We start from the raw sequence: 24,991 nt of genomic DNA, 5'->3' as shown, positions 1-24,991 counted from the left end.
GGCACAGGGGACTTGCCGCAAGCCCCGGTTCGGCTCGCAGAATGGTGGGCTGATCAGCTCGTCGGAGCTCGGGGAACGGAGATTGGCCAGTGCGTTTTGTGTTGGCAACGTGGGGATCACGCGGCGATGTGGAGCCGTTGGCAGGACTTGCGGTAGCGCTACAAGAGCTCGGTGCGGAGGCAACGGTCTGCGCGCCGCCGGACGATGATTTCGAGGCACTGCTCGAGCGGGCCGGCGTACCGATGGAGCCGCTGGGGCCGTCGGTGAAGTCGGTGGTCGCGGCGCCGAAACCACCGTCGGGGCACGCGGCGTTCGTATTGGCACCGCGGCTGGTCGCCGCGCGGTTCGAGACGCTCGGCCGGGTGGCGCAGGGCGCCGAGGCGGTGGTGGCGACCGGTCTGATGCCGGCCGGTGCGCGGGACGTCGCCGACAAGCTCGGCATCCGGTACGTGCTCGCGGCCTTCCATCTGGGCGGCATCCCGTCGCAGCATTCCTCGCCGGGAGCACGCCCGGGTACGCCGTCGCCGGAAGGGGTGACCGATCGACGCGTGTTGTGGCAGCAGGACGCCGAGCGCGTGAACGCCTTGTACGGCCCTTCCCTCAACAGCCACCGCGCCGAGATCGGCTTGCCGCCGGTGGAGAACGTTCGGGACTACGTGTTCACCGAGCGCCCCTGGCTCGCCGCGGATCCGCTGCTGTGCCCGTCGAAGGGCATGACCGACCTCGACGTCGTACAGACGGGCGCATGGCTGCTGCGTGACGACCGTCCGCTGGCTGATGAGCTGGAGGCGTTTCTTGAGGCCGGCGAGCCACCGGTGTACGTCGGGTTCGGGAGCATGGCCGCGCATGCGCCGAAGGACATCGCCCGGACGGCCATCGAGGCGTGCCGCGCACACGGTCGCCGTGTACTGCTCAGCCGCGGCTGGGCCGAGCTGGATCTTGCCGATGAGGGCAAGGATTGCTTCGTGGTCGGGGAGGTCAACCAGCAGGCGTTGTTCCCGAGGGTCGCGGCGATCGTGCATCACGGCGGCGCCGGGACCACGACAACCGCTGCCCGATCCGGTACGCCGCAGGTCGTCGTACCGCTGATCGCGGATCAGCCGTACTGGGCGTCCCGGGTTGCCGCGCTCGGGATCGGGGCCGCGCACGAACGCGCGACGCCTACGGTCGACTCGCTGACTGCTGCGCTGGAGATCGCCTTGAGCCCGGAAACGCGGGCGCAGGCGGTGAAGGTCGGCGGGGAGATCAAGACCGACGGAGCTCTGGTAGCCGGACGGCTTCTGATCGGCGGCTAGTCGACCTGCCGGTGGAGGGCGTCCAGAAGATGTGAGATGACGGTCTCCGGTGAGCGGGTCCAGTCCGTGGTGAGCACGTGATGGACCCGCCAACCGGTGGTGGTCAACGCACTCGGGTGTGTGGTGAGGCGCTCGAGGAGTGTGTCGGAAGCGACGCGGTCAGGTGTGTCCACGAGTACCGCGAGGCGGTGGCCGGCGTCCTCGGGGAGCTTGAGTGCGAGATCGCAGCGGAACACGGACTCGCCGACAGCGGTGTCCACCTCCACGCCACGGGCTTCGAGCGCGGCGGCGAGCTGCTCGATGACGGCGCTCGGTCGCGCTGACGCCGGCGTCTTGACGGCGTACGGCGTGAGGGCGGCCTTCGCCGCGGGGTGGTCGCCTCGGGAGACGGCGGTCGCGTACGCGAGGAAGCGGCGGAGGGTGTTGGCGCCGTCGTTGTAGGTGTTGGTGATGGCCTCGGGCTCGATACTGCTGACAATCACCATGTGTTCTCGGGCACGGCTGAAGATGACGTTCAGACGTTTCTCGCCGCCGGAGGTGTTGATCGGGCCGAAGTTCATCAGCATCCGGCCGTCCGGGCCGGTGCCGTAGCAGACGCTCATCAGGATGATGTCGCGCTCGTCGCCCTGCACGTTCTCCAGGTTCTTCACGAACAGGCCGGCGTCCTGTTCGCCGTGCGTGCGGATCTGCTCCGCCTCGTACAGCGCCGCGAACTCCGGATCCGCCTCGGCCAGCTCGTCCAGCGCCCGCTCGATCTCCCCCTGCTGGGCCTCGGAGAAGGCGACGATGCCCAGACTCTTCCCGGTCTGCCGGATCAGCGTCTCGCGCACCAAGGCAGCGATCCAGCGCGCCTCGGCGGGGTTGGTACGGCGGGTGTAGACGCCGTCGACGAGCCGCACCGCCGTGATGCTTCCTGCCAGCATGCTGTCGCAGACCTCGGACACCATCGGCGAATCCGACCGCACCGTCCATGGTGGCGCTGCATGTGGCGGCAGTCGATCGGGGACGGTGGCGAGCTTGCCCTGGTAGAACGCCGAGTTGCTGAACGAGATCAGCGCCTCGGAACGGCTGCGGTAGTGCCACGTGAGCATCGTCGATGCGAGGCGTAGTGCGCTGATCGAGAGGAAGCTGTCTTCGGTGAGCGCGATCCCGACCTGCTCGGCCGTCTCGTCCTCGGCTATCTCTTCGTCTGGTGTGCGGACGCGGAAGTACTGCGTCGGCGGCAGCTGCATCTGGTCGCCGACGACGATCACCTGCGGCGCGCGGTGCAGCGCCGGGATCGCTTCCTCGACCGGGATCTGGCTGGCCTCGTCGTACACGACGACGTCGAATGAAGTTGTCAACGGCAACGTTTCTGAGACCGAGGACGGGCTCATCAGCCAGACCGGCCGCAGCACCGAGACGACCTCGCCGGGTGCGCCGGAGGCGAGGTCGCGGATCGAGCGGTACCGCATGACCTTGCCGAACTCGTGTTCCAGCTCGCGCCGGCCGGTCGCGAAGGTCTTCTTCCGTTCACGGTCCTCGGGCGACATCCCGGTGACGCTCTGCTCGGAGTGCGCGACCTCGGCGAGGAAGCGGCGGCGGACCTGGGCGGTGACGACCTGGGCGTTGAGCTCGGTCAGGTCGTCGTACGCCATGCTCAGTTCGCCGACGATCGCGTCGACTCGGGCGGAGGAGAGCTGGAGGGGTGCGGCGGCGCGGGCGCGTTCCCATTCGGCGGCGCAGACGGCGTACTCGAGCTGGTCGGGTGTGGCGTCGAGTTGGCGGAGGGCGGTGAGCACGGCGGGCGGGGCGGTGGCGAGGTCACGCAGCTTGGGGCCGACTGCGCGTACGACGGGGCTCTCGGCGATGAGCCGGTCGGCGAGGTCGCGGAGGCCGTCGACCGTCAACATGTCCCAGTGGTCGGCGAGCAGGTCTTGAGTTGGTTCTTCGGCTTCGTCGAGGGCGTCGGCCAGGCGGGAGAGCTGCGCGGGCGCGCCGTCACGCAGTACGAACTCCCAGTCGGGCACGGCCTTGCGGGCGGCGGCGAGCTGCTCGATCAGCTCACGCGGGTCGTCGACACCCCAGTCACGCCGCGTCTGCTCGACGTGCTGTTGGACGGCGGCCGATGCGGAGTGCGCTGCGACCAGATCCGTGAGGGTGTCGGTGACGGATGGTTGCACGGCACGGTTCGTCGCGTCGAAGCGGGAGCGGACCAGGTTCTTCACCCGCCGCCAATCCCCACTCAGAAACGAGAGAACCCCGCCTTCCTTGCCCTGAGCAACCTTCAGAGCCGCCCGGGCGTCCGCCGGCGCCAGCGGCTCACTCCACCCACCAGCCTCCTTCCAAGCCGCCCCCTCAGCCACCACCAACCGCTGCCGCTCACCCCCAGCAGCCCCCAACTCCCGAGCAACACCAGACCGAGGCACAATCGCCTCCACCCGATCCACCCCCACCAACGGCCCCACCACCCGCCCCAGCCAACCAAGCCCCCGAACCTCCCGCACGTCCGCGTCCGCACCACCCACGTGTGCACCCCGCGCGGCACGCCCCCCGCTTCCCGCGTGTGCACCTCCCGGGTCGCCCGTCTCCGCAGCAGGCGCCGGCGCAGCTGGCTTATCCATCGCTGCCAACGCAGTTGCTACCGCGTCCCAGCGGGTGCGGATGGCGCGGGCGGGGAGGGTGATGTCTATGTCGTTCCAGTGTTTGGTGGCGATGAAGGCGAGTGAGCTGCGGGCGAGTACACCGCCGGTGGACGGATCCGCCGAGGCCAACTCGCGGGCGACCTCGCGCACCTCGTCACGCGCGGCCCACCACTCCGCGACGCTCGGAACCACCGCACCCACGGAGGATGCCGGCCCAGCGGCGTCCTCGGCGGGAGACCACGCGTGTTCGCGCAGCTCGGCCAGGCGGTTGATGAGGGTTCGGAGCGGTGGGGCGCCCGTGGTCAGCTGGTGTTCGAAGGACTCGACCGTGGAGAGGAGGCGGTCGACGCGAGCGACCAACTCGGCCCGGCGCGTCACCAACGCATCGAAGTCGTCCTCCGCGGACAGCCAATTCTCATACGTCTCCCGCAACCCATGGACGAACGCCTTCTTGTCCGCCTGCGAGTCATGGATCAGCGCACACAACCCATCCAGTCGCCGGCTCGCCAACCGCGCATGCACCACATCCAGCGCTGCCCGCTTCTGACAAACGAACAGCACCCGCTTCCCGCGAGCCACAAAGTCCGCGATCAGGTTAGTGATCGTCTGCGACTTCCCCGTCCCCGGCGGCCCCTGGATCACAAAACTCTCACCCCGCCGAGCCCGAGCGATCGCCGCCACCTGCGACCCATCAGCAGGTACGACGAGATGCCGATCAGCAGGCGCCAGCTCCGGCGGCGTACTCCCGATCGGTCGCGGCCGATCCGAGAACAGCTGCTCGAACGACGCCGCCGACTCCCCACTCGTCAGCAAATCGTCGTAGTCCCGCACCAACCCCAACGTCCGATAGTTGAAGTTCGCCAGCGAAACCGCGCACAGATCAACATCCCACGAGTACGGCCCACCCTCGGTGTCCAACGAATACACGTCAGTCTCGAGCGCCCGCGCAGGCCGAGGCGCCTCCCCCAGCGCGATCCCCAACGGCAACGTCTGCTCAGCAATCTGCGTCCGATAGATCTGCACACCCAACGGCTGATAGTCCGTACGCCGATACGAATACGGGTACTGCTTCCCACCGAACCCCGTCGCCACATTCCCGCGCCGCCGCCGGTTGTACGTCCGCAATCGGGTCATCGCCCGCTGCCGCACAAGATCGATCCGCGGCTTCTCCCGCAGATGCAACTGCAGCCCCGGCTCCGTCGCCTGGATCTCCTTCGCCAGCCGCTCGTGCAACTCCCGCAGCGCACCCGGTGACGACAGATCGACCGTCTCCGGCAACGAGATCCCGTACAGGACCCGCAAGCTATGCCGCAGCGTCGGATTGACCTCCGCGATCGGATCAGTCACCCGCAACGTGTACGAGTCCCGCACCCCGCGCTTCCGCGTCAACTCCACCTTCGCGAGCACCAACGGCGACGCGATCCGGGTATCCCGATCGTTCTTCAGGTCGTGCCACCGCAGGAACGCCGGCACCAGCCGCAGCTGATCCTGCCCGTAGTCGGCCCGGTCCCGACGAGCCGTCGAGATCAGCTTGTCCAAGGTGTTCGCGGCGTACGGCGCCTCGTCGTACCGGATCCATTTCCCCAGCGGCTGCGCCTTCTTCAGCAGGTCGGCCGCGAGCTCGTCCCGCCAGGTGAACAGCTGCTCCGAGCGGATCGTCCGTACGTCGAGCATCAGCGGCACCGACACCTCGGTCAGGTTCAACGTCTGCGCGGTCGGCCGGAAGTTGATCAGCCGATTGCGCCGCGACAGGTCGAACAACCTGTCCCGCAACGCTCCGAGCACCGCCGTACGCCGATCCGCCGCGCCCCGCACGATCGCCTCGACGTCGAAGTCCAGCGGCTGGTCGCGGTAGTTCTCGAGCTGCTCGATCAACGAGTGCAGGTCCTGCGCGCGCCGGTGCCGATCCGGCTCGACCATCTGCGCGGCGACCGAGACGATCACCGGATGCAGATCCGGATCGAGCCTGTACAAGTTGCCTCGGGCATCGATCAGCGTGGCGACGTCCGCGGTCCGGGACAGGTCGAGACCGCAGCCGAGCGCGAGCAGCAACTGCCCGAGGCTGAAGATGTCGGTGAGCTGGTCGTGGTGACCGACCACGTGCTCCCAGCTCTGCCAGCCGGCCACCAGCGTCGGCGCCGTGATCGCCTCCGGCACCGGCTCGGGGACGACCGTCTTGTCCTGACCACCGCTCTCGCCCAGGTCCAACGAGGACTGCCGGTGCGCGACGACCTCGACAGCCGTCGGTCGCGATCCCTGCCGCGCATCGACTTCACGCACAGCCAGCGACGGCCGGCCCGCGTCCGCGGGCGCGAAGCCGAGCCGGTTCTGCTCGTCGACGACGATCCGATCCAGACCGCGCAGCGGCGCAACCAGCCCGCGCTCATGCACCGCGGCCGTCTCGTGGAACAACGGCAGCACCGCGGCCAGCAACGCGTCGTTGCCCAGCCCGCCCTGGGAGACGGCCAGCGCAACGAGATCCTCAGCGCTCATCCGACCACCTCCGAAGCCTGCACAAACCTCGCCCGTTGCTTGTCGCTCCATCCCAGCTCGTCGTCCGCTACGTCGACGTACCCCGGCAACCCTGACCGCCGGGCCACGGCCAGCGACGCGATCAGTCCGGCATCGCCGACATCCGGGTCGGCGGTCGCGAGATCGAGCAGCAGGTAACACAGGTACCGCGTGGTCGCCGCCGCCAGCGGTCTCGGTCGCGGCATCGGCGCCCCATCCACCGGACGCACTGTCAACGGCTCGTCGAACCGCACAGTTCCCCCTGGCTCGCCAGGAACGTCCACAAAGCCGGCCGCCGCCGTGGCAACCGCATCGGTCCGCAGTCCCTCGGTCTGCGCGATCACGGCAGCAAAGTCCCGACTCAGCTCACGCAACACCACAGCATCGAGCAGGTCCGGCGCATCCACGTCGAGCGGCCCGGTGACCAGCTCCTCGACGTACTCGCCGTCGACCCAGTTCTTCAACGCCCAGGCTCGCCCGACAGCCTCAGGATGCGTGGTCCCACGGCTCCCCGAGCGCAGATCCAGCGACTCCGCCTGCCGCAGGTACGCCGCGGGGTCCGCCGTACTCAAGCCCGTCTCCAGCTTCAACAGCGCGCGGATCGTCGTCTGAAGCTCACCGCAAGCCGTCAGCGCACCCCGGTCCGCGAACAGCTCGGTCGCCAACGACCACCGCCGATGCGTCTCGAGGTACTGCGAAGGTGTCCGCGCGTCACCGGCCGCCGCGTCGAGCAGCCTGTCAACCGCGAGGTACCCACCGTCCTCGGCCTCCCACAACAGCCGATGCGCGAGCTCGTGCCCGATCACCGCGGTCAACTCGTCCTCATCCAGCCGATCGAGCAACGGCCCCTGGAAGAGGATGACCGGCTTCGCCTGGTGGATGTACGCCGCGTTGGGCTCACCACTCACCTGGAAGTACACGACCTCCGCCGCCACCCCGAGCGCCTCGGCCGCGCGTCGCCCCGCCCGGTGTACGACGGGATGCGCGTCCTCCTCCAGCCGGTACGCATTCCGCAACAGCACGTCGCCGAGATCGCCCTCCGGCTCACCGTGCAACGCCGTCCAGGCGCGCTCATCCACCCGGCGAACAACCGCCAGGACAGCCCGGTGATACCCAAGGACGGACAACATGTGGGTCACCCTAGCCAGCCCCACCGACTATTCAACGACGTTCGTTGGACCGACCCAGTAACCACAGCAGATAAGGCGCCCCGACGAGCGCGGTCAGCGCACCCACCGGAATCTCCACCGGCGGCAGTAACGTCCGAGCCGCCAGATCAGCAGCCACCAGCACCACAGCGCCCGTCAACGCCGACCCGAGCAGCGGCAGTTGCGGCGTACGAGTGATCCGGCGAGCAAGCTGCGGAGCGGTCAATGCGACAAACCCGATCGGCCCGGCAGCTCCGGTCGCAGTAGCAGCGAGGACGACTCCGAGGACGGTCAGCCCGAGGCGAGTCCGCTGCACACGTACGCCGAGCCCGGCCGCGGTGTCATCGTCGAAGCCCAGCGGACGCACCGCCCGACCGGCCCAGACCAGTGCGGGCAGGCATACCGCGAGTACGACGGCCAGCGGACCGGCCTGCTCCCAGCCGCGCCCGTTGAGACTCCCGGTGAGCCATAGCTTCAGCTGCTCGGCGGCCTCGAGCTGACTGTCAGTGAGATAGAGCTGCACGATGGCTGACAGTGCAACGCCGATGCCGACTCCAATCAGCACGAACCGGTTGGCGTGCATCCCACGCCGCCACGCGAGCACGTAAACGATCGCCGCAGCCATCAGACCTCCCGCGACCGAGACGAACGGCATCGCACCCGGCGACCGCACCACTCCACTCGCCAAAGCGAGCACGGTCGCCGCAGCTGCGCCATGCCCGACGCCGATCACGTCCGGACTGGCCAGCGGGTTGCGCGTCACTGTCTGGATCAGTGCACCAGCCACCCCGAGCGCACCACCGACCAACGCCCCGAGCACGACCCGCGGCACCCGCAACTCGTTGACGACCAGGTCATACCGTCCGCCGCTGTGCACAGTCCGCCACACCTCACCAGGCGAGATGAACGTCTGCCCGACACACACCGCGACAAGCATCACCACAACGAGCAGCACTAGGAGAACCACAGCGACCACAGCCGAACGCCGATGCAGCAGAAACGACAGGTGGGGTCGAGGTCGCAGCACAGCGACCCCACCGGGCAGAGTGCTCACGCGCCGGCCACCTTCCGGCGTACGAGGAACACCAGCACCGGTACGCCGACCAGAGCCGTCATGACTCCCGCCGGAACCTCCGCCGGAGCGCGGACGACCCGCCCGGCGACATCCGCGGCCAGCAGCAACGCAGCTCCGAGGCAGGCAGACAACGGGAGCATTTGCCGGTGGCCGCTCGGGACCAGACGACGAGCCAGATGCGGCACGGCCAGCCCCACAAACGCGATCGGACCGGCAGCCGCAACTGCCGCGGCCGTCAGCAGAGTCGCACCCAGCGCGGCACATCCACGCACGACCTGCACCCGATGCCCCAGCGCCCGCGCGGTGTCATCGCCCAGCTCAAGCGCATCCAGACCACGCGCGCAGAGCAGCACAAGCAGAGCCCCGACCACGAGGAACGGCAGCATCCGTCCCACAGTCCCCGCATCGCGCCCGCTCAACGCCCCCACCTGCCAGAACCGAAACTGGTCGAGCGTGGCCGAGCTGGACGTAAGTACGACGGTCGTAGCCCCGGCAGCCATCGCCGACAGCGCAGTACCGGCCAGCGCGAGCTTCACCGGCGACGCACCACCCCGCCCCCGCACCGAGATCGCGTACACGAGACACGCAGCGACAACGGCACCCACAAACGCGAACCAGACATACCCGCTGAACCCGTTGGCCAGCCCGAAAGCGATCGCGAACACCACGCCGGCCGCCGCGCCCTGACTCAATCCGAGAATCCCCGGATCAGCCAGCGGGTTACGCGTCACCGCCTGCAACGCCGCCCCGGCAAGTCCCAGTGCAGCACCCGCAGTCAGCCCGACCTCGGTCCGGGGAATCCGCAGCGACCGAACAACCAGTGCGTCCCGGCTGCCGCCACCATGGAAGAGCGCATCGACCACGGCGGACAGCGGCACCGGCCGAGTCCCAACAGCAAGGCTGAGTACTGCGACTCCGGCCACCAGCACCACCGCTACCAGCGGCCAGGCGACGCGTGACCTCACTTGCCGAGGTGCTCGGCGAGCTGTTGTACGACGAGACGCGCAGCGGCCGGCCCCGCGTTTAGGTACCAGGGATCGTCGTCGACCTTGACCGCATGATCCGCCTTGACCGCCTTCATCGACTGCCACAACGGTCCGGCCAGCACACTCGCCGCATCGGTCTTGGCCGCGTCTCCCTGGACCGAGTAGAAGATCCAGTCGCCGTCAGCGATGTCGATGCTCTCCGCGCCGACATCCTCCGAGATCGCCCGGAACTGCTGCGACTCCGGGCGCCCCAACCCCATGTCGACAGCGATCGAACCGGTGAACGACGAGACGCCGAACATCCGGGTCCGGTCGGGCGTGAACCGCACCATCGAGATGGTGGTCCCGCTGAAGCCCTTGCCGCGCGCGGCGGCATCCGTCGCGATGCTGTCGACCAACTGCTTCGCCGCCTGCCCCTTGCCGACGGCGTCGCCGACCAGCAACAGGTCGCGCTTCCAGTTGATGCCGTTGCCGGCCGTCACCACGGTCGGCGCGATCTTCGCCAGCTTCGGGTAGAGCTCGCCGAGCGAGTCGTTGGCGAGGATCAGGTCAGGCTTCGCGGCAGCAAGCGTCTCCAGGTTCGGAGCCTGCCGCGTTCCCGCGTCGGTCATCGCCGCGAGCTTCGCCTTGTACTGCGGGAACGCCGTCCCCAGGTACGTCGGCACCAGCCCGGCGTTCGTGGCCCGCGTGGTCGCGGTCGGCACGATGCCCAGCGAGAGCAGGTCGTCGAGCTGCCCGGTGCTCAGTACGGCGATGCGCGTCGGCGCGGCCTTGAGCGTCGTACTGCCCTTGAAGTGTTTGACGGTCCGCGGGAAGACGCCGTCCTTCGCGACATCGGAGCCCATGCCGTCGGCCAGCGCACTCGGCGCAGCGGTCGGCCCGTCGTCGGAACCCTTGGACGTGCCCAGCACAGGGTTGCGGGTCCCGCCGGTCTCGCCCGCGGCCGACGAACAGCCGGCCAGCAGCCCGCCGATGAGGGCAAGGGTCAGTACAGCCTTCAGCTTGGACACTCTGGCTCCTGGGTCAGCGGTCGATGGGGCGGCAGACGCCGTTGGCCGCCGCGGAAGCCGCCAACGCCTGCGCGGCGGTGCTGCCGGCCGGTTGCTCGGCGCGGTCGGTCCGGCTCGTGTGGCGGCCGATCGGTACGACCATCGGCGTACCGGCGACCGGGTCGGGAATGACCTTGACGGCCAGCCCGAACACGTCCTGTACGACGTCCTCGGTGATCACCTCCGCCGGGTTGCCCTCAGCAACGATCGCGCCGTCCTTCATCGCGATCAGGTGGTCGCCGAACCGGCAGGCCTGGTTGAGGTCGTGCAGCACGAGCACGATCGTGCGGTCGTCGGACTTGTTCAGATCGACGAGCAGATCGAGTACCTCGAACTGGTGCGTCAGATCGAGGAACGTCGTCGGCTCGTCCAGCAGCAGGATGTCGGTCTCCTGCGCCAGCGCCATCGCGATCCACACCCGCTGCCGCTGACCACCGGACAGCTCGTCGATCGGCCGGTCCGCGATCGACAGTACGTCGGTCGACGTCATCGCCTCCGCAACCGCCTCGTCGTCCGACTTCGACCACTGCCGGATCCACCGCGTCCGCGGGTACCGGCCACGCCCGACCAGGTCCGCAACCGTGATCCCCTCCGGTGCGGTCGGCGACTGCGGCAGCAGACCCAGCTTGGTCGCGACCTCGCGCGTCGGGATCTGCTGGATGCTCTTGCCGTCCAGCAGCACCGTCCCGCGCGACGGCTTCAGCAGCCGCGCCAGCGTCTTCAGCAGCGTCGACTTGCCGCATGCGTTGGCGCCGACGATGACCGTGATCTTCCCGGTCGGGATCCGTACCGACAGGTCGTGGATGATCTCCCGCTGGTCGTACCCGACGGCAAGGCCATCGGCAGCCAAGCTGTGTTCCACAACGTTCTCCATCTCTCAGCCACCACTTCCGACACTGTTGGCCCGGGCCAGCAAGAACATCAGGTACGGCGCACCCACCACACCGGTCACGACGCCGACCGGCAGCTGCGTGTCCCCGAACGCGTGCTGTGCAATCAGATCCGACAACCCCACCACCAGCGCCCCGAGCAACCCGGACGCGATCATCGCCGGCCCCGGCGACCGGGTCAGCCGCCGCGCGATCGGCGGCGCGACGAACGCCACGAACCCGATCGGCCCCGCCGCAGCAGTCGCCACGGCAGCCAGCAGTACGGCGATCACGATCAGCCCGAGCCGCGACACCTCCACCCGCAGCCCCAGCCCGTACGCCGTCTCGTCGCCCAGCTGCAGGATCCGCAGCTGATGCACGAGGAACACCATGAACGGCAAGAGCACGACGAACGTGATCGCCAGCGACCGTACGTTCGACCAGTCCCGGCCGTTCAAGCTCCCGGTCAGCCAGATCAGCGCCTGCTGAGCGATCTCCACCCGCGCCTTCGTCAACAGGTACGACGTGATGCTGGTCGCGATCGCGCCGATCCCGATACCGATCAGGATCAACCGGTAACTCGACACCCCGTGCCGCCAGGCCAGCACGTACATCAGGAACGCGGTCAGCACCGCACCGACGATCGCGAACGCCGACACGGCGACCCCGGTCAGGCCGAGCGTCACGATCGCGAAGACCGCGAACGCGCTCGCGCCGTACGTCACGCCGATGATGTCCGGGCTGGCCAGCGGGTTCCGGGCGATGCTCTGGAAGATCGCGCCGGACAGGCCCAGCGCCGTACCGACGAGCAGGCCGGTGAGTGCCCTGGGCAACCGAAGGGTGTTGACGATGAACTCGGTCGCATGGTCGCCGCCGCCGAACAGCGTCTTCACCACGTCAATCACCGGGATCTTGAAGTCACCCAGCGACAACGAGACGCAGAAGGTCGCGAACACCACGACCGCCAGCCCGACAATGACGACCAGCGAACGGCTCTGCCGGGCGGCGCGCGCCCGGGCAATGACCTGAACTGCCTCGGCCGTCACAGGTCCGCCAGCTTCCGCCGTCGCACCAGGATGATGAAGAAGGGCGCGCCGAGGACCGCGGTCACGATCCCGACCTGCAGTTCACCGGGCAGCGCGACGACCCGGCCGATCACGTCCGAACCGAGCAGCAGGATCGGCGCCAGCAGCATCGAGTACGGCAGGATCCATCGGTAGTCCGGACCGGTCACCAGCCGCGCCACGTGCGGGATGGTCAACCCGATGAAGCCGATCGGGCCGGCCGCCGCGGTCGCTGCGCCACACAGCAGTACGACGACCACCGCGACGAACAGCCGGGCCAGACCGACCCGCTGACCGAGCGACTTCGCTACGTCGTCCCCCAGCGACATCGCGTTCAGCACCCGCCCGCAGAACAGCGACAGCCCGATCCCGACCAGGATGAACGGCGCCACCTGCGCCGCCACATCCGAACCGCGACCGGCGAACGAGCCGACCGACCAGAACCGGAACTGGTCGAACGTGTCGACATCACCGATCAGCAGAGCCGTCGTCAGCGAACCGAGCATCGCGGTCAGCGCCGCACCCGCAAGCGCGAGCTTCACCGGCGTAGCGCCCTCCCGCCCGAGCGACCCGAGGAAGTACACGGCCACCGACGCCGCCGCCGCGCCGGCGAACGCGAGCCAGACGTACGCCGTCAGCGTGCTCAGCCCGAACCAGTAGATGCCCCCGACAACGAACAGCGCGGCGCCGCCGTTCACGCCGAGGATGCCCGGATCTGCCAGCGGGTTGCGGGTCACGCCCTGCATCAACGCACCCGACAGCCCGAGCGCGGCGCCGACCATTAGGCCGATCAGCGTCCGCGGCACCCGCAACGACCGCACGATCACGTGGTCGGTGTTCGACTCGTTGTAGTGGCGCAGGGCATCGATCACTGTGGACAGCGGGATCTGCTTCGACCCGATCGCGATGCTGAGCAGCATCACCAGGATCAGCAGCACGACGCAGCCGATCAGACCGAGGACAAGCGTGGTCCGCCGGGCCCGGCGTCGAGGACGCGCGGGAGCGGCTGCCAGGTCGGGGTCGGCGGAAGCGACAGCACTAGGCGGGGGCATTGGACTTTCGGGATCCTCTTAGGTAAGGCTAACCTCTAGACGCCTCACCATAACCCGGCCGCCCTCGGGTCCGCACCCTGCGTCTCCCCTGCGAAGTTTATGGAGAAACCACAGTATGACGACTGTGCTCGAGCGACCGATCGAGTTCGACTCGCTCCTGGCCACCGTGGCGGCCGTCGATGACCTGAGCCCGCACCTGCGCCGCGTGACGTTCGTCGCACCGCGGATCGCGGCGGCGGTGACAGCCGGACCGGACCAGCGGATCAAGGTCCTGCTCGCCCCGCCTAACGGCACCGCGATCAAGCTGCCGTCCGGCCCCGAGTGGTACGCCGATTGGTGCGCGCAGCCGGTCGACGAGCGTTTCATCATGCGGACGTACACCGTGCGCGCACTCCGCCCGGAGGTCGCCGAGCTCGACGTCGAGTTCGTCCTGCACGGGGTCAATGGGCCGGCGTCGGCGTGGGTCAGCGAGGCTCAGGTCGGCGACGCGATCGGTCTGCTGTTGCCGTTCGCGGTCGACACCACGAGCATCAAGGGCCTGCTGCACTCCGGCGTCGACTATGTGCCGCCCGCGAGCAGCGTGCGCCGGATCCTGGTCGCGGACGAGACCGCGCTTCCGGCGGTGGCGGGCATCCTCGAGGAGCTGCCGACCGACGTACATGCCACCGTCTTCATCGCCGTACCGGATGCTGCTGACGTGCGGCCGCTGCCCGGGAATGCGGACGTCACCTGGGTCACCGACGGATCGTTGCTCGAGGCACTCAAATCGGCGGAGCTGCCGTTCGACCCGGACTACGCCTGGGTCGCCGGCGAGTCCTCGATGATCAAGGCGGTCCGCCGCCACCTGGTCAACGTCGTCGGGATGCCGAAGGCCGCGATCTCGTTCCAGGGCTACTGGAAGCGCGGCGAAGCGCACTGCTGAGGATCCGGGAAGGCTGAAGGGCAGAGTTTCAGCCCTCCCGGAGGTCTTCAACTAGGACGGGTTCTCCGCGTGGGTCAATGTCTCCCACGCGACGAACAGGTTGTTCGAACCCGCCGGGCGGCGGGACTCGGTCAGCGCCTGGGTGTTCGACATCGCGATCCCGAGCCGGGTGTGCAGCGCGTTGTAACCGACCTCGGTGATCGGGCCGAGGCCGCGGTTCACCGTGCCTCCGCACAGCCAGGACGGCACCGGCTCGAGGTTGCGCTCCCAGCGGGACTGGAACCCGAGCGCCTGGCGGAGCCGTTCACCGAACTCCGGGTACATGTCGATGCCCTGGATCCGGGCGGTCTCCAGCACATGTGAGATCGACGAGATGCCGTAGCCGGTGTGGGTGAAGTCGCGGCAGGTCTCCTGAGTCAAGCCTGTCACGAACGTCCCCTGGCCCTGCCAGTAGCTGACGATCTTGTCGCGGGTGTTGAGGTTCTGGCTCGGCACCGTCTTCGGCAGCGCACCGTCGGACTCCAGATACACGTACGCCGGAACCCGCAGCCGGTAGAGCGAGATCGCCTTGTCGTAGATGGTCTTGTCCTCGAGGAACACGCCGATGCCCTGGAGGGCCTCGGTCATACTCAACTCCCAGTTCCCGTTGGAGTTCGAGCCGTTGATCATCTCCGGCACGTAGACGTTGCGCAGCATGGTTGCGAACCGGCCCGAGTTCGGCCAGTTCCCGTACAGGTACTTGATGATCTCCGCGGCCTTCGGCCACGAGGACGCGGACCAGGCTGTCTGCAGCGGCGCGTTGCTGTTGGTGTGGTCCTGGATGGTCGCCGACCACGCATCCATCAGCTGGATCGACTTCTGCGCGTACGCGGTGTTGCCGGTCAGGTACCAGAGCAGGGCGTCGGTGTACGCCGCGATGGCGTCCTCGCGCTCGTTCGTGCAGCCGAGGTTCGGGTTCGAGTACGGGCCGCACTCCACGACCGCACGCGGCGTGGGCGTCCGGGACAGCGAACCGTACGCGCTGTTCTTCGCCTGGTTGAACGCGTTCGTCCAGGGCTGCGCGCCGGCCTGCACCTTGGCCTTCACGAAGTCGAGCTGCGCCCGACTCACGCCAACACCGGGATGCGTGAACGTAGCCGGCGCATCTACCTTCGCCGGAGCGTTCGAGGCGGCAACAGCCGGGCTACTGAGCGTCCCGGCAACCAACGCAGCACAGGCTGCAGCCAGAACCAGAGGTTTCTTTCTCATGGGCGGTGTCCTGTCTTTCGGGGCGGTGGACACGTGCGCTTCCCCCACTAGCGCAGGGTCTTTGCGAAAGTGTTGACGACGTCAAGTAATGGCGTCAACACCCCAGCCCGAACGGAACAGGCGGCCGGGTTTTCCCAGGTCAGCGGAACAAAGTGAGAGTTTGTCCCATCGTCAGTGACCCAGCTGGCTGGTGATCTTCTCGACCACGATGCTCGTCGCGTACCGCGTTGTACCGGCCGGCTCGACGTCGGTCCAGCTGCCGGTGTACTTCGTCGCGACCGCCTGCTCGAGCGCCAACTCCGGGTCCGGCACCAGGTCGTCGATCCGGCCCCGCAGTTCGACGTAGTACGTCGGCCGGGCCGGGTCGACGACGACCAGCGAGATCGCCGGATTCCGCTGCAGGTTGCGCAGCTTCTGCCGTCCGTCCACCAGGCTGATGCGTACCCGCTCGCCGTCCCAGAGGAACCACAGCGGCGTCACCTGCGGTTCGCCGCGCCGACCGATCGTCCCGACCATCGCGATCGCCTTCGAGGACAGCAGGTCATGAAACTCGGCAGGAATCTCCACCCCGCCGAGAATAGGCTCAGCTGAGGGCAAGCTCGCCCGCGCGCACGCCGGCGGCGTCCAGCAACGCCGCGGCCGTGACGCCGCCGATGCCGCCGAGCGGCTGGGCGCGGACGACGGCCCGCGCGCTCGCGCCGTCGAAGACCATCGTGAGCTGGATCGCCAGCGTCGACGGATCCTCGGCGCCGGCCTTCACCAGCTCGCGGTGGAAGAAGTCGGTCAGCTGCTGCTTGAAGTGCCGCGCCACCACCGACCCAGGGTGCTCCGGGTTCTTCAGCTCCACCGCGGTACTCACATAGGGGCAGCCAAGGTAGTTGCCGGAAGCAACCAGCTCGTCCTGGCGCTCGAATACGGTCAGGATCCGCTCCCGCGGCGACCGGTCGTCCTCGGCGCCCGGATGCAGCAGCGCCTGGTACGCCGGGCCGCGGCTGGCCAGGCTCTCCGCGATCAACTCGTCCTTCGACCGGAACAGCTGGTACATCGACTTCTTCGACACCCCGGCCGCCTTGCAGAGCGCGTCCACTCCAATGTTGACGCCGTCGCGGTAGAAGAGTTCCCCCGCGGCGTCCAGCAGTCGCTCACGGGGTGTCGCCGAAGTGCTCATGGAACGAGGGTACCGGTTGGATTTGAAAACGGAAACCGATCGGTTTACTGTGTTCGAAACAGATCGGTTTCCTCCAAGGGAGTTTTCAGATGACCACACTCGATGGCGCCGTCGTCCTCGTCACCGGCGGCCAGCGCGGTATCGGCAAGGCGATCGTCGACGACCTGCTGAGCCGCGGCGCGGCCAAGGTCTACGCCACCGCCCGTACTCCGAAGCCGAGCACCGATCCGCGCGTCGTACCGCTGCCGCTCGAGATCACCGACCAGGCCTCGATCGACGCCCTGGCCGAGGCTGCTCCGGACGTCACGATCCTGATCAACAACGCCGGCGCCAGCTCGCCGGACACCTACCTGGACAGCTCGATCGAGGACGTCCGCGCCGTCTTCGACGCGAACTTCTTCGGACCGCTGCAGCTGACCCGGGCCTTCGTCCCGATCATCGAGCGCAACGGCGGCGGCCACATCCTGAACGCCCACTCGGCCCTGTCCTGGGTCGCCCGGCACGGCGCGTACTCCGCGACCAAGGCAGCGTTCTGGCTGCAGACCAACGCGATCCGGGTCGAGCTGCTCAACCGCGGCATCGGCGTCACCGGCCTGCACATGGGGTACGTCGACACCGACATGACGACCCAGGTCACCGCGCCGAAGTCGCGCCCCGAGGACATCGCCAAGCAGGCCCTCGACGGCATCGAGTCCGGCGCCCACGAGGTCCTCGCCGACGACACCGCCCGCGGCGCCAAGGCCGCGATCTCCGGCGACCTGACCGCGCTGTACCCCGAGCTAGTCGGCTGAGACGTAGACGTCGCGATCGCGGGTGTACTCCATCGCACCCGCGATCCCGTCGGCGACGTCCGCACCGAGTTCGCGCTCGACGACATGCAGCGCAAGATCGATCCCGCAGGTGATTCCGCCGGCGGTGATCAGTGTGCCGTCGTCGACCACCCGGTTGGTCTTGAGGTCAGCGCCGAATGTCTCCAGCTCCGCCCACGCGCCGCGGTTCGTCGTGGCCGGGCGACCCTTCACCAGCCCGGCCTCGGCGAGCAGCATCGAGCCGGTGCACACCGAGCCGATCCACTGCAGCGACGGCGCCAGCTCGGCGATCCGGGCCGTCATCACACCTCGCCGAGCCTCCGCCCACGAGCCCTTGTCCGCGCGGTTCATCCACCCACCGCCCGGGACGAACAGGGCATCCGGCTGCCCCAGGCCCTCTGGTGCCTTGAACTGCAGGCCGTGCAGCCCGGTCACCTCGGCCGGCCCGTCCAGCCCGACGAGCGCCAGCTCGAACTCGGGCCGCCGGGCCGCGTGACTCCAGACCTCGAACGGTCCCATCACGTCCATCTCGTCCACACCGTCGAACACCAGGATCTCGATTCGCATACCTCCACCCAACCGGGACGGGTCGAAGGCAGCCAGTGGCCACAAAGCCCATGTTCGCAAGGATCTGGCCAGCCGTCTCAGACCAGTACGTCGGTGGCCTTGTGCTTGCGGTCGACGCCCTCGACGAAGATCACCACGCCGTCGGAGTTCTCGGTCCGCAGCGGCAGGATCTCGAGGTAGTCCGGCGACTCGTACCAGTCCCGCAGATGGTCGCAGTCGGGGAACTCGATCACGATCGGCGCCCCCTCCCACTCGCCCTCGATCTGCTCGGGCTTCGCGCCGTGCACGAGGAAGTGACCGTCGTACGGCGCGAGCGTCTCGTCGATCCGCTCGAGGTACTCGACGATGTCGGCGCCCATCCGGACGTTGCGCAGGTAGGCGATCGCGTAGGCCTTCATTCTCTGTGTCATGGCTCCAGCCTTGACCACGGGGAGAATTCGCACGATTACCTCAGACGTCATCCGGACGGCTTGGTCTGCTCCCGACGTACCGTAGATGCCATGTCAGTCACAGGGGGACCGCCTTCCACCCATGCGGAGGAGGTGGAGGACGAGCGGCTCGGGCCGTACCGGTTGATCCGGCGGCTCGGCCAGGGCGGCATGGGAGTCGTCTACCTCGCCGAAGGCCCTGAGCACCAGGAGGTCGCGGTCAAGGTACTGCGACCGCACGTCGCCCACGACCCGATCGCACGGGCCCGCTTGCAGCGCGAAGCGACCACACTGCAGAAGGTGGACCACCCCGGTGTGGCCGGCATCCTCGACCACGACCTGGAGGCCGACCGGCCGTACCTGGTGACCCGGTTCGTTCCGGGCCGGCCGCTGGACGAGCAGGTGGACGAGCGCGGCCCGCTGACCCCACGCAAGTGGCTGCCGCTGGCCGGCTGCCTGGCCGAGTCGCTGCAGGCGATCCACGCGGTCGGCGTGATCCACCGCGACCTGAAGCCCGGCAACGTGATGATGTTCAACGGCAAACCGGTGATGATCGACTTCGGCATCGCGCAAGCCGCCGACGACCTCCGGCTCACCCAGACCGGCCTGGTGATCGGTACGCCGGGATACCTTGCGCCCGAGCTCATCGAGGGCGAGATGGTGTCGCAGTCCGCGGACTGGTGGGGCTGGGCCGCCACCGTGGCGTTTGCCGCGACCGGACGCAGGCCTTTCGGCAAGGGACCGTTCGAGGCCGTGCTGGCGCGCGTGCACTCCGGTCACGCCGACCTGGAGGGGCTGGACCCGCGACTGAAGCCCCTGCTCGCCGCGGCGCTCTCACCGAGCAAGGCCGACCGGCCGACTCAGGACGAGATCATGGACGGTCTGACCCGGTACTCCGAGGGCCGCGACGCGCTCGCACCGCGCGAGACGCCGACCGTGGCCGCCGTACCGCCGACTCGGCTCGTGACCAAGGTCATGCCGACGGAGGAAGAACCTGACGGCCCGACTCCGACTGAGGTCGCAGGGCTGGTGCCGCCGGTCATCCCGCCGCTGTCGGCGTTCACGCCGATCCGGGACAAGATCCGGGACGCGGCTGCTGCCAAGAAGCAGGTCGCCGAGGTCCCACAGCACCCCGCGACCTACAGCCCGGCTCCCAACGCGGCTGCTCCGGCCGGGATGCCGCTGCCGTACCAGAGCGGTCCGCCGGCGCCGTACTCACAGCCTTACCCGCAGCCGTACCAGCAGGCCGGTCCGCCGGCTCCCGTGCAGCCTGCCCAACCTGCGCAGCCCACCAAAGCCCCGCCGACCGGTCGACGTACTGCGGTCGTCGTCGGCTTCATGGTCGCGCTGACCGGACTGATCGCGCTGACCCCGGTGATCGGCTCAGCCGTCGCCGTCATCCTGCTCGTGCTCGCACGGACCGTCGACCGCTCGAGTACGGCGTTGATGCGGCGCCGTCAGGTCCGCGGACGGTCCGGCAAGTCGGACGGCGTCGTCGCTGCGGCCGCCAGCCCGCTGCAACTGGTGATGGCTTTCCTGATCACGCTGCCGTGCCTGATCCTGCCGCTGATGTCGGCGGTTGTTGTCGGCGGCATCGTCACCGCGGTCGCCGCCACGACGTACGACCTGAACTGGCAGCCGTTGTCGGCCGTCGGTTTCGGCAGCGCCGCGCTGACTGCGCTCTTCTTCTCGTGGTGGGGCCCCGGCGGCAGTTCGCTGCGTCGAGGCGCCCACATCACGGCGCGCAACACGTTCCGCGCGCACTGGCTGTCCGCGCTGATCGCCGTCGTACTGCTGGCGATCGGTGGCATCACGTTCTACAAGGCCACGCAGGGCGCGGGCGCGGACTGGGCTCGCAATCCGATCGAGACACCGAACATCGAGCGGCCGACCCTCGGCGACCTGCGCAACGCGCCGTTCATCCGGGACCTCCCCATCATCGGTAACTGACGACGGGGAGGCCGGACGTCCTTCTTACAGCTGGACGATCTGGCTGCGCTCCGGGCCGACGCCGATGGCGGAAATGCGCGCGCCGCTGAGCGACTCGACCGCGCGGACGTAGGACTGCGCTTCCTTCGGCAGGTCCTCGAACGTGCGGCAGCCGGTGATGTCGTCGGACCAGCCGTCGAACTCCTCGTAGACCGGGACCGAGTGGTGGAAGTCGGTCTGGGTCATCGGCATCTCGTCGTACCGGACGCCGTTCACGTCGTACGCGACGCAGACCGGGATCTTCTCGCGGCCGGTCAGGGTGTCGAGCTTGGTGAGCACGAAGTCCGAGACGCCGTTCACGCGGGCGGCGTACCGGGCGATGACCGAGTCGTACCAGCCGCAGCGGCGCGGGCGGCCGGTCGTCGTACCGAACTCGAAGCCCTGCTGTCGGAGCCACTCGCCGTCGGCGTCCAGCAGCTCGGTCGGGAACGGGCCTTCGCCGACACGGGTCGTGTAGGCCTTCACGACGGCCATCACGCGGTCGATCCGGGTCGGCGGGATGCCTGTGCCGGTGCAGGCGCCCGCGGAGATCGCGTTCGACGAGGTGACGAACGGGTACGTGCCGTGATCGACGTCGAGCAGCGTTGCCTGACCGGCCTCCATCAGCACCGTCTTGCCGTCGTCGAGGGCCTTGTTCAGCAGGAGGCTGGTGTCCGCGACCATCGGCCGCAGGCGGTCGGCGTACGCGAGCAGCTCGTCCAGCACCTCGCGGATCTCGACCGCGCGCCGGTTGTACACCTTCACCAGCAGCTGGTTCTTCTGCTCCAGCGCACCGGTGACCTTCTGCTCGAGGATCTTCTCGTCGTACAGGTCCTGGATCCGGATGCCGACCCGGTTCATCTTGTCGGCGTACGTCGGACCGATACCGCGGCCCGTGGTCCCGATCTTCCGGCTGCCGAGGAACCGCTCGGTGACCTTGTCGAGAGTCCGGTTGTACGGCGGGATGACGTGCGCGCTCGCACTGACCACGAGTCGCGACGTGTCCACCCCGCGCGCCTGCAGCGCGTCGAGCTCCTCGAACAGCACGCTGAGGTCGACCACGACCCCGTTGCCGATCACCGGGGTCACACCCGGTGTGAGGATGCCGCTCGGGAGCAGGTGCAGCGCGTACTTCTCGGATCCGATCACGACCGTGTGGCCGGCGTTGTTACCGCCGTTGAACTTCACCACGTAGTCGATGACCTCGCCCGTGTTGCCGAGCAGATCGGTCGCCTTGCCTTTGCCCTCATCGCCCCACTGGGCGCCGACGAGCACGATTGCGGGCATCTCAGCCCTCCTCTTCACGCACCAACTTCACACCCCGTGGCGGTCGGTGCTGGAAACGGTGAAGCCCGGAGACGTTCACCAGACATTCATCCGGCAACGCATCCAGGCTCTTGCGACCAAAGCTTACCGGAACCGGGCGCAGCCGTTTCGGGCCTGTCCATAACCCTTAATCGAGCGTTTCAAGTAGTTGTTTCATCAAGCGATGGGTTGCCATTTAGCGTGATCGCGTGCACACTCTTAGTCAGCGGCCCGCCGAAACTGCCGCAGGGGACGGTTCCGGCGGGCCGCTTCCTCATTTACTGGGCCTGGGTCGCCAGCCACTCGTTGATCCGCCGCTCGGCCTCCTCGCGGGAGACGTCCTCGACCCGGGTCATGATCGCCCAGCGATGCCCGAACGGGTCGATCACGGTGCCGAAGCGGTCACCGGTCAGGAAGGTCTGCACCTCTTCGACGGATTTCGCGCCGGCCTCGATCGCCTTCGCGTACGTCGCGTCCACGTCCGGCACGTAGTGCACCAGCGAGGAATGCACCCACTCGCCGGTCGGCGCCCGCAGGCCGATCTCCGGCATCGCGTCGCTCAGCTGCAGCATCGAGTTGCCGAACTTCAGCTCCGCGTGCGCAACCCGCCCGTCCGGCAGGTCCTGCCGGCTGATCACCTCCGCCCCGAACACCGACCGGTAGAACTCGATCGCCTTCGGCCCGTCCGGGACGGCGAGGTACGGGGTCAGCGAGTGATAACCGTCGGGGGTGGGGTTTACCGTGTTCGTCGTCATGCCTCCAGTGAAGTCGCCGGGGGCCGTAGCGGTCTTGTAAGAAAGCGACAGCCAGCCTTGACCCAGCCAGCGGACAGCGAGCGAGGCATCCTGCACCCACGGGAGCAGGCCCGGCACCGTTCGCTGCACCGCCTCGCACCCGGCCCGGACGCCGGCCGGTTCGTGGAGTGGTACTGGATCGTCGAGTGGGATCTGGACGAGCCGTACACGGCCGAGGTGCTGCCGTTCCCGAGCGTGAACGTGACGTTCGAGCAGCCGGGCGGCGCGTTCGTGAACGGGGTCTGCACGCGCAAGTTCGAACGCGAACTGGTCGGCCGCGGCCGGGCGTTCGGCGTTAAGTTCTGGGCCGGCGGGTTCGGCGCGATCACGGGGCTCGATGTGGGTTCCCTCTGCGACCTCGTGCTGCCGTTGACAGATGTCTTCCCCGATGGCGACCGTCTCGCCGACCTGATATTCGCGGCCGAGTCCGACGGACGCCGCCGCGCGGTGTTCGAGGCGTTCCTGCACGACCACCTCGCACCGCCGGACCCGTCGTACGAACTGGTCCGGGAGATCGTCGCCACGATGGCGGCCGACCGCTCGGTGGCCCGCGTCGACGAGATCACCGAGCGCTTCGACGTACCGATCCGCACTCTGCAACGACTCTTCCGCCGGTACGTCGGCGTCGGCCCGAAATGGGTCCTACGGCGCTACCGGCTGCACGACGGCGCCGAACTGCTGGCCCAGGGCGAAGTGACCGAGCTGGCGGAGCTGTCCGCATCCCTCGGCTACTTCGACCAGGCCCACTTCTCGAAGGAGTTCAAACAGCAGATCGGCCTGACGCCTTTGGAGTACGCCACCCGAGCCGCCGCCGAACGCCAGATCACCTATCGCTGAGCTTCACCGTCACCGCCATCATCGTTGCCATCACGGCAGCAGCCAGCGCGACCACGAAGCCGTACTGCGCGGTGTGTCCGTCGACGACCCAGCCGGCGAAGGCGGAGCCCAGTGCGATACCTGCTGCGCCGCCTGAGTTCAGCCAGGTGAAGGCCTGAGTCAGGATCGCAGGGTGGACGGTCGACTCGGCCAGCACCGCGGACAGGGTCTGGAACGGCGCAATCGCCAAGCCAGGAAGGGCTAACGCGAAAGCTGCGACGAGTGGGGTGTGCGCGGCGAGCAGAGGTACACAGCTGACCGTCAGCCAGACGAAGGCGATGACGAACTGAGTCTCCGGAGCAGTCCGCCAGCGGCGTGCGCCGTACACGAGTCCGGCGAACAGACTCACCATGCTGGTGATGCTGTAGAGCGGTCCGGCGAGGCCCGGCGTACCTCTCGAGACTGCGAAGGCCGTGACGGAGACCTGCATGCTGCCGAAGAACAGTCCGATGCCGATGTTCGTGCCGACGAGGCCGGCGAATCGCTTGTGCAGTAGGTGTTTCGCGCTGACGTGTTCTCCGGCCACGGTCGGCGGTGGCGCCGTACGGCGCTGCATCGCTAGCAGGAAGCCGCCGGCCAGTAGGAGGCTCGTCGCGAGGATCGAACCTGCAGCCGGGCTGGTCGACGAGCTGACGATGCCGACCAGCCCTGGACCGACCATGAACGCGATGCCGACGCTCAACGCCTCCAGCGCGAATGCCGACGAGAGCAGTGTGGTGTCGCGGAGCGCGTACGACCACCGGGCCGCCGTCTGCGCACTCACCTGCGGAAGTGATCCGCCGGCGAGGACACCGGCTACAACGAGCGACCAGAGCGGCGTGTCGGAGACGGTGAGGCTGATGAGCAGAGCCATCGCCGTCGCGTGGGCGAGGAGCGTGACCGGCAACATCCGGGTCTGACCGAAACGGTCGATCAGCCGCGCGACCTGCGGTCCGGCGACCGCTTCGGCCACGGCGAATCCGCCGGTGACGCTTCCTGCTGCGGCGTACGAGCCGGTCGATCCGTGGACCAGCCAGACGATGCCGAGGCCGGTCATTGCGATCCCGATCCTTGCCGGGGCCGCTGCGAGGTAGAACTTCCACGCGCCAGGAGTACGCAGTACCGCTGCGTAAGTGGGCGCGCCGATCCGTCCGGTGAGAGCCGGCACGGTGTGACCTTCCGCTGCCCGGAGGGGCGGGGACCCGACCGTGGGCGTCCAGCTTCGCCGGTCTGTCCGTCCGCCTAGAACCGTCC

At 68.3% G+C, this 24,991-nt stretch carries 21 protein-coding genes; 5 read left to right on the top strand and 16 right to left on the bottom strand.

Annotated features, from left to right (window positions below):
• Positions 1 to 89: 89 nt before the first annotated feature.
• Entirely contained in the window at positions 90 to 1,295 is a 1,206-nt protein-coding gene (locus FDA38_RS23840; RefSeq protein WP_137256288.1) for a glycosyltransferase, read from the top strand.
• Here the strand turns inward: FDA38_RS23840 and FDA38_RS43445 are convergent.
• From FDA38_RS43445 to FDA38_RS23800, 8 genes are read right to left on the bottom strand one after another with little or no spacing between them, the layout of a single operon-like run.
• On the bottom strand, positions 1,292 to 6,412 hold the full coding sequence (locus tag FDA38_RS43445) for an AAA domain-containing protein (protein ID WP_170989846.1): 5,121 nt from the start codon (positions 6,410 to 6,412) through the stop codon (positions 1,292 to 1,294). The genes FDA38_RS23840 and FDA38_RS43445 overlap by 4 nt on opposite strands.
• Positions 6,409 to 7,560 (bottom strand): M48 family metalloprotease, encoded by a 1,152-nt coding sequence (locus FDA38_RS23830; protein ID WP_137256286.1) that lies wholly within the window; start codon positions 7,558 to 7,560, stop codon positions 6,409 to 6,411. Before FDA38_RS23830 ends, FDA38_RS43445 begins: the two co-directional genes overlap by 4 nt.
• A 31-nt stretch (positions 7,561 to 7,591) precedes the next feature.
• Positions 7,592 to 8,632 carry a FecCD family ABC transporter permease gene (locus FDA38_RS23825; RefSeq protein ID WP_137256285.1) on the bottom strand — a complete coding sequence of 347 codons (1,041 nt, stop codon included), beginning with the start codon at positions 8,630 to 8,632 and terminating at the stop codon, positions 7,592 to 7,594.
• A complete protein-coding gene (locus FDA38_RS23820) occupies positions 8,629 to 9,618 on the bottom strand; it encodes a FecCD family ABC transporter permease (RefSeq protein WP_137256284.1) in 990 nt (329 codons plus the stop codon). The genes FDA38_RS23825 and FDA38_RS23820 overlap by 4 nt, the downstream gene beginning before the upstream one ends.
• Positions 9,615 to 10,649, bottom strand: coding sequence for an ABC transporter substrate-binding protein (locus tag FDA38_RS23815; protein ID WP_202877796.1), 1,035 nt, complete (start codon positions 10,647 to 10,649; stop codon positions 9,615 to 9,617). The genes FDA38_RS23820 and FDA38_RS23815 overlap by 4 nt, the downstream gene beginning before the upstream one ends.
• 13 nt (positions 10,650 to 10,662) lie before the next feature.
• Positions 10,663 to 11,562: an ABC transporter ATP-binding protein gene (locus tag FDA38_RS23810; RefSeq protein WP_137256283.1), complete on the bottom strand. Its 900-nt coding sequence runs from the start codon at positions 11,560 to 11,562 to the stop codon at positions 10,663 to 10,665.
• Between the two features lie 3 nt (positions 11,563 to 11,565).
• Complete coding sequence (locus FDA38_RS23805; protein WP_137256282.1) at positions 11,566 to 12,603, bottom strand: FecCD family ABC transporter permease; 1,038 nt, start codon at positions 12,601 to 12,603, stop codon at positions 11,566 to 11,568.
• On the bottom strand, positions 12,600 to 13,673 hold the full coding sequence (locus FDA38_RS23800; RefSeq protein WP_137256281.1) for a FecCD family ABC transporter permease: 1,074 nt from the start codon (positions 13,671 to 13,673) through the stop codon (positions 12,600 to 12,602). Before FDA38_RS23800 ends, FDA38_RS23805 begins: the two co-directional genes overlap by 4 nt.
• A gap of 115 nt (positions 13,674 to 13,788) precedes the next feature.
• Here FDA38_RS23800 and FDA38_RS23795 point away from each other — a divergent pair, with 115 nt between their 5' ends.
• Positions 13,789 to 14,595 carry a siderophore-interacting protein gene (locus tag FDA38_RS23795; protein ID WP_137256280.1) on the top strand — a complete coding sequence of 269 codons (807 nt, stop codon included), beginning with the start codon at positions 13,789 to 13,791 and terminating at the stop codon, positions 14,593 to 14,595.
• Positions 14,596 to 14,646: 51 nt separating this feature from the next.
• Here FDA38_RS23795 and FDA38_RS23790 read toward each other — a convergent pair whose 3' ends face one another.
• The 3 genes from FDA38_RS23790 to FDA38_RS23780 all read right to left on the bottom strand — a co-directional run bounded on the left by FDA38_RS23790 (position 14,647) and on the right by FDA38_RS23780 (position 17,011).
• A complete protein-coding gene (locus FDA38_RS23790) occupies positions 14,647 to 15,843 on the bottom strand; it encodes an alginate lyase family protein (RefSeq protein ID WP_137256279.1) in 1,197 nt (398 codons plus the stop codon).
• A gap of 171 nt (positions 15,844 to 16,014) precedes the next feature.
• A complete protein-coding gene (locus FDA38_RS23785; protein ID WP_137256278.1) occupies positions 16,015 to 16,410 on the bottom strand; it encodes a PPOX class F420-dependent oxidoreductase in 396 nt (131 codons plus the stop codon).
• Positions 16,411 to 16,426: 16 nt separating this feature from the next.
• On the bottom strand, positions 16,427 to 17,011 hold the full coding sequence (locus FDA38_RS23780) for a TetR/AcrR family transcriptional regulator (protein WP_137256277.1): 585 nt from the start codon (positions 17,009 to 17,011) through the stop codon (positions 16,427 to 16,429).
• An 89-nt stretch (positions 17,012 to 17,100) separates the two neighbouring features.
• Between FDA38_RS23780 and FDA38_RS23775 the strand changes: the two genes are divergently transcribed.
• Positions 17,101 to 17,802: an SDR family oxidoreductase gene (locus tag FDA38_RS23775; protein WP_137256276.1), complete on the top strand. Its 702-nt coding sequence runs from the start codon at positions 17,101 to 17,103 to the stop codon at positions 17,800 to 17,802.
• Here the strand turns inward: FDA38_RS23775 and FDA38_RS23770 are convergent.
• Both FDA38_RS23770 and FDA38_RS23765 read right to left on the bottom strand, forming a co-directional pair.
• The gene (locus tag FDA38_RS23770; protein WP_137256275.1) at positions 17,791 to 18,387 is read right to left on the bottom strand and encodes a DJ-1/PfpI family protein; all 597 of its coding nucleotides are present in this window, start codon (positions 18,385 to 18,387) and stop codon (positions 17,791 to 17,793) included. The genes FDA38_RS23775 and FDA38_RS23770 overlap by 12 nt on opposite strands.
• Positions 18,388 to 18,464: 77 nt before the next feature.
• Complete coding sequence (locus FDA38_RS23765; RefSeq protein ID WP_233714882.1) at positions 18,465 to 18,797, bottom strand: DUF1330 domain-containing protein; 333 nt, start codon at positions 18,795 to 18,797, stop codon at positions 18,465 to 18,467.
• A 90-nt stretch (positions 18,798 to 18,887) separates the two neighbouring features.
• Here FDA38_RS23765 and FDA38_RS23760 point away from each other — a divergent pair, with 90 nt between their 5' ends.
• Complete coding sequence (locus FDA38_RS23760; protein WP_137256274.1) at positions 18,888 to 20,765, top strand: serine/threonine-protein kinase; 1,878 nt, start codon at positions 18,888 to 18,890, stop codon at positions 20,763 to 20,765.
• Positions 20,766 to 20,789: 24 nt separating this feature from the next.
• On the opposite strand, the gene FDA38_RS23755 is transcribed toward FDA38_RS23760, so the two are convergent.
• Complete coding sequence (locus FDA38_RS23755; RefSeq protein WP_137256273.1) at positions 20,790 to 22,070, bottom strand: adenylosuccinate synthase; 1,281 nt, start codon at positions 22,068 to 22,070, stop codon at positions 20,790 to 20,792.
• Between the two features lie 296 nt (positions 22,071 to 22,366).
• On the bottom strand, positions 22,367 to 22,843 hold the full coding sequence (locus FDA38_RS23750) for a VOC family protein (RefSeq protein WP_137256272.1): 477 nt from the start codon (positions 22,841 to 22,843) through the stop codon (positions 22,367 to 22,369).
• A 57-nt stretch (positions 22,844 to 22,900) separates the two neighbouring features.
• Here FDA38_RS23750 and FDA38_RS23745 point away from each other — a divergent pair, with 57 nt between their 5' ends.
• Complete coding sequence (locus tag FDA38_RS23745) at positions 22,901 to 23,719, top strand: helix-turn-helix transcriptional regulator (protein ID WP_137256271.1); 819 nt, start codon at positions 22,901 to 22,903, stop codon at positions 23,717 to 23,719.
• Here FDA38_RS23745 and FDA38_RS23740 read toward each other — a convergent pair.
• Positions 23,706 to 24,905, bottom strand: a complete 1,200-nt coding sequence (locus FDA38_RS23740) for an MFS transporter (protein WP_137256270.1) — start codon at positions 24,903 to 24,905, stop codon at positions 23,706 to 23,708. The two genes, FDA38_RS23745 and FDA38_RS23740, sit on opposite strands and share 14 nt — an antisense overlap.
• Positions 24,906 to 24,991: the final 86 nt, after the last annotated feature.

The organism is Kribbella jiaozuonensis (assembly GCF_005233875.1).
In the GTDB taxonomy this organism is placed as follows: Bacteria; Actinomycetota; Actinomycetes; order Propionibacteriales; family Kribbellaceae; genus Kribbella; species Kribbella jiaozuonensis.
Note: the sequence above shows the minus strand (reverse complement) of the source record. Positions and strands in the feature narration are given on the sequence as shown.

Coding starts and splice junctions, on each gene's coding strand:
- FDA38_RS23800 (WP_137256281.1), bottom strand. CDS start 13,673: ATGCCCCCGCCTAGTGCTGTCGCTTCCGCCGACCCCGACCTGGCAGCC.
- FDA38_RS23790 (WP_137256279.1), bottom strand. CDS start 15,843: ATGAGAAAGAAACCTCTGGTTCTGGCTGCAGCCTGTGCTGCGTTGGTT.
- FDA38_RS23795 (WP_137256280.1), top strand. CDS start 13,789: ATGACGACTGTGCTCGAGCGACCGATCGAGTTCGACTCGCTCCTGGCC.
- FDA38_RS23810 (WP_137256283.1), bottom strand. CDS start 11,562: ATGGAGAACGTTGTGGAACACAGCTTGGCTGCCGATGGCCTTGCCGTC.
- FDA38_RS23765 (WP_233714882.1), bottom strand. CDS start 18,797: ATGACACAGAGAATGAAGGCCTACGCGATCGCCTACCTGCGCAACGTC.
- FDA38_RS23760 (WP_137256274.1), top strand. CDS start 18,888: ATGTCAGTCACAGGGGGACCGCCTTCCACCCATGCGGAGGAGGTGGAG.
- FDA38_RS23755 (WP_137256273.1), bottom strand. CDS start 22,070: ATGCCCGCAATCGTGCTCGTCGGCGCCCAGTGGGGCGATGAGGGCAAA.
- FDA38_RS43445 (WP_170989846.1), bottom strand. CDS start 6,412: ATGAGCGCTGAGGATCTCGTTGCGCTGGCCGTCTCCCAGGGCGGGCTG.
- FDA38_RS23775 (WP_137256276.1), top strand. CDS start 17,101: ATGACCACACTCGATGGCGCCGTCGTCCTCGTCACCGGCGGCCAGCGC.
- FDA38_RS23750 (WP_137256272.1), bottom strand. CDS start 22,843: ATGACGACGAACACGGTAAACCCCACCCCCGACGGTTATCACTCGCTG.
- FDA38_RS23780 (WP_137256277.1), bottom strand. CDS start 17,011: ATGAGCACTTCGGCGACACCCCGTGAGCGACTGCTGGACGCCGCGGGG.
- FDA38_RS23830 (WP_137256286.1), bottom strand. CDS start 7,560: ATGTTGTCCGTCCTTGGGTATCACCGGGCTGTCCTGGCGGTTGTTCGC.
- FDA38_RS23770 (WP_137256275.1), bottom strand. CDS start 18,387: ATGCGAATCGAGATCCTGGTGTTCGACGGTGTGGACGAGATGGACGTG.